A 3654-nucleotide genomic window follows, 5' to 3' on the forward strand; every position below is an offset into this window, starting at 1 on the left:
TTTCAACGAGTGCCCACACAGATTGCATGGTCAAATTGTTAAAGAACAATACTGACATCAACGCTAGCAAGTGGCTCGTTCCGTGTCAGTGAGGTCGTATTATAGGAATATTTTTTTCGCTGACAATAGATTTTTGACAAAAAAAAATCGTTTGAATGAATTTCATTCAAAACGACTTTTTTAAGTGTTTTTTGGTAAAAATTTAGCCTAGTTAATCAAATTCACTGTATTTGGATATAACTGTATCCAAGCTAACGTTCTGAGTTACATCTCTACGATCTTGCCAACTAACAATGATATTAATCTTCTTAGCACCAGATACAGGCTCGTTATCTGTAACTGTGATCTTTCTTGTCATCGTTATTCCAGATATTGGTATCACTTCTGACGGGCTACTTGTTATAGAACTATATAGTATTGTTCCCGAACCGCCACTTAGAGAACGTGTTTGAAAAAGTTCTAATTTTTTCTCGGCTAAATATAACGCATCCAGTGTTTTTAATGCATTTTCAGACTTCACTTCCATATAAGCCTGCATTTTAACAAGCCCCAGTACTCCAATAGAAAGTACAGCAAGTGAAATCACGACCTCTAATAAACTAAATCCTTCATATGACTTTTTACTGAAAATCATTCCAAGATCCTTCTATCCATCGAGGCTTATTAAAAACTGATAGTGCAAAATCTATAACATCCTTATTATATCTAAAATCTATAGCACTATAAAAAAGAGCGCTTTGTCCAACACTATCAAATACTTGCCCTCCACTAAACCTAAAACTACCTTCTTGATAATATGAAGAATTCAAAAGGTAATAATTGGGTATTACAGAAGGTGAGTGTCCAAGCATATTATTAGCATCTAAACCAACCCATGATGTATCCCCGATTGAATAATCATAATTAAAATGTACTACCATACCCTTTAAACTTTTTGGGTCTTCTCCTGGTAATAATGGAGGTGGTTCCATAAACGAAAGTAAACCATCATGGAATACAAGTAGAATACCTTGTGTTTTATCACTTTCTTTAATTAAATCTTCAAATGCGGTAGATTTAATTTCACAATCTCCCTCTATCCATATTCTCTTTTTTTTCGATGAATCTTTAAGTATATTAGTGATTAAATTTCCACACTCTCCTCTATTAAATGAATTTGTAAATAATATTTCAAACTCACCATTATCCCTAATGTCATTATGATCTTTATTTTCAACATTAAAAATTTCTTTAAATGGCGATACAGTTGAGTCTTTTACAAAATCAGCATTAACCAAACCATCATCACTATCATCAAACTTATTTAAATGATTTGGGGCGCAATTTTTACCTTGTGGATCAAATTTAGCAAATGGGGGTTCGCCACCAGGATATACCCCTTTATTATCTATAACAGCCGCATAAAATTTATTTTTATATCTTAATGCAACACATTGCCATCCATCTGTTTCTAAATTACCAGGGTCTGGAGTCATAAAACTAGCACTAGTATAGAAATATAAATCAGCACTGGAACGCATAGCTCCTGATTTTCCAGAGCTGCCAGAATTAATCTTTTTTGATATTATTTTTGTAGAAACAGAATTAATTATCTTACTTTGCAAGACTAATTCAGTTGTTGTAATTTGACTTAACTTTAAATCTAACTTACTACTTTTACATTTAACAAAGTCAGTAAAATTATCTTTATTCGCTATATATTCACTAAACCCACACTCCAAGCCACCTTCAGATAACCAGTGTGCTTGTCTTGCTAAAACTTCATTCTGCGTGCGTTTTATTTGATAAAATAAATTCTTATATGATGCTAATGAAAACAATAAAGCAACAATCAATAACATACTGGTTATTAATAATGTCGTCATACCTGACTGATGATATTTATTCATTCTTGTGCCAATTCCTTGTTTTTATCTGAATCGACTTTTTAGTACTCACTGCAGAGCTTTTTATTTCTGCAGCAAGGGTAATGTTAATTAACTGACTAGTCGCTCTGGCTGAACTAATTTCTTCTTCTATAACTTTAAAATCACTTACAGCGATTTGCTTTTCATATAACAATGAAGAAGCTCCACTGATTACACACGCAGTATCTGTTCTTATCTCATTTTTAGAAGAACGATAAACTAATTTCTTATCCTTTTTGTTGTACATAACTTCATTATATTTACGCCCGTCTGGAGTATCATAAACATAAGCTAAACAATTAATAGCAGAGCTTATATAAACCGTATTAGCCTTACTAATACCATTAGGATAAAAAAGCCTTAGAGTATTGTTACCACTAGAGGCATACCCTGCTCGTAATACATCCTCTTTAATCAATCGAAAAGCATCATTCACATCTTGCTGCAGCATCAATTCCAAGGAACGTTTATTCGCTGCACTATATCCTGACAAAAAAACAGATCCAACAATGCCAATCGCTAATAATCCGACGGCAGATGCAATTAATAACTCAATTAAACTAAAACCTTTAGCATTGCTCATAACTACCCACCTTATCTGATGTCGAAGGCGCTAAAATACAGCTATATATTCGTCCTGTAGGGCTATAAAGTACGGTTTTGAAAGTATATTGCCCCAATGAATATGTATAGTTACCGCCAATTGTTGCAGATTCAGGTTTTCCATAAATAGGATCAAAATAAAAATTAGTTAAAGTTGAAGATGAATCTAATGTTGCTAATTCAAAATTAGAACTTGTGACTAAACCTAATAAATTATTAGGGGGATTAGAACAATCACTACTTCCTATAGAAGCACTTAAAGAAGAAAATAAACACCATTGCGGAACAGGAGAAGTAACTTTATGGATATACACATTACTTCCTCTCATCACTGCTTCCGATTTCGCTTGCACTAAAAACCACTCAACCTCTGTTGCTAATCGCTTGATCTTATTGTTTTCAATTAATTGGCTAAAACTGGGCGCTGCCATTGCCAGAAGGATGCTCATTACAGAGACTGCGATCACCAACTCCAACAAGGTAAATCCTTGCTGTCGTTTATGATGCTGATGTATGTAATGAAAATAGGAAGTCTTTTCGCGAGCCATTCCTCAAATCCCTTTTAATACGGCTCTCGATCCTTAAGAGCACCTTGATTCATAGATTAACATCAACGCAAAATAGCAAGGATAAGATAAAAATCAGATATCGAGGGAACTCGTAAAATAAAGAGATTAAGGATGATGACTAAACAAAAAGGCGTGACTCTGATCGAAATGTTAATCGCTGTTGCGATTATTGGAGTGCTAACAGCAATAGCCTACCCTTCTTACCAATCTTATGTTTTGAAGGGACATAGAACACAAGCAATGGGAGATATGATTAAAGTACAGCTCAATCTCGAAGATCATTTCACCCAAAATAGTAACTACAATTCGCCAGTTATTAGTGGTAGTAATTGCACCATTTGCGATACAGACAGTAATCGTTACGCATTTAGTATATCGAGTGCAACAGGTTCTTATACAATCACGGCTACAGCAAAGTCTGATAAAGGGCAGAATCAAGATGAGTGTGGCAATTTAACCCTGAATCAAAATGGTACAGGTACCCCCGCTTCTTGTTGGTAAGCCTAAAAGATTAATAGGCACAAAAAAGCCGACATCTGAACTGACCCCCAATAGTTGGACACCAATTATTGGGG

General features: G+C 34.5%; 5 protein-coding genes. 1 reads left to right on the top strand and 4 read right to left on the bottom strand.

Going from position 1 to position 3654, the window contains the following annotated elements; genetic code table 11:
* Window positions 1-211: 211 nt before the first annotated feature.
* The 4 genes from I3259_RS19995 to I3259_RS20010 are packed head-to-tail and all read right to left on the bottom strand — an operon-like array spanning window position 212 to window position 3058.
* Window positions 212-634 carry a prepilin-type N-terminal cleavage/methylation domain-containing protein gene (locus I3259_RS19995; RefSeq protein ID WP_238031418.1) on the bottom strand — a complete coding sequence of 141 codons (423 nt, stop codon included), beginning with the start codon at window positions 632-634 and terminating at the stop codon, window positions 212-214.
* A complete protein-coding gene (locus I3259_RS20000) occupies window positions 621-1889 on the bottom strand; it encodes a hypothetical protein (protein ID WP_238031419.1) in 1269 nt (422 codons plus the stop codon). The genes I3259_RS19995 and I3259_RS20000 overlap by 14 nt, the downstream gene beginning before the upstream one ends.
* The gene (locus I3259_RS20005; protein ID WP_238031420.1) at window positions 1882-2490 is read right to left on the bottom strand and encodes a prepilin-type N-terminal cleavage/methylation domain-containing protein; all 609 of its coding nucleotides are present in this window, start codon (window positions 2488-2490) and stop codon (window positions 1882-1884) included. The genes I3259_RS20000 and I3259_RS20005 overlap by 8 nt, the downstream gene beginning before the upstream one ends.
* Window positions 2477-3058, bottom strand: a complete 582-nt coding sequence (locus I3259_RS20010) for a GspH/FimT family pseudopilin (protein ID WP_238031421.1) — start codon at window positions 3056-3058, stop codon at window positions 2477-2479. Before I3259_RS20010 ends, I3259_RS20005 begins: the two co-directional genes overlap by 14 nt.
* 132 nt (window positions 3059-3190) lie before the next feature.
* Here I3259_RS20010 and I3259_RS20015 point away from each other — a divergent pair, with 132 nt between their 5' ends.
* Window positions 3191-3580 (top strand): type IV pilin protein, encoded by a 390-nt coding sequence (locus I3259_RS20015; RefSeq protein ID WP_238031422.1) that lies wholly within the window; start codon window positions 3191-3193, stop codon window positions 3578-3580.
* Window positions 3581-3654: the final 74 nt, after the last annotated feature.

Origin of the sequence: Photobacterium sp. Ph5 (assembly GCF_022129445.1) — a bacterium.
Lineage (GTDB): Bacteria > Pseudomonadota > Gammaproteobacteria > Enterobacterales > Vibrionaceae > Photobacterium.

What these genes read in the sequence shown, in the direction of transcription:
- I3259_RS19995 (WP_238031418.1), bottom strand. Translation starts at nt 634, where the DNA reads ATGATTTTCAGTAAAAAGTCATATGAAGGATTTAGTTTATTAGAGGTC.
- I3259_RS20000 (WP_238031419.1), bottom strand. Translation starts at nt 1,889, where the DNA reads ATGAATAAATATCATCAGTCAGGTATGACGACATTATTAATAACCAGT.
- I3259_RS20005 (WP_238031420.1), bottom strand. Translation starts at nt 2,490, where the DNA reads ATGAGCAATGCTAAAGGTTTTAGTTTAATTGAGTTATTAATTGCATCT.
- I3259_RS20010 (WP_238031421.1), bottom strand. Translation starts at nt 3,058, where the DNA reads ATGGCTCGCGAAAAGACTTCCTATTTTCATTACATACATCAGCATCAT.
- I3259_RS20015 (WP_238031422.1), top strand. Translation starts at nt 3,191, where the DNA reads ATGATGACTAAACAAAAAGGCGTGACTCTGATCGAAATGTTAATCGCT.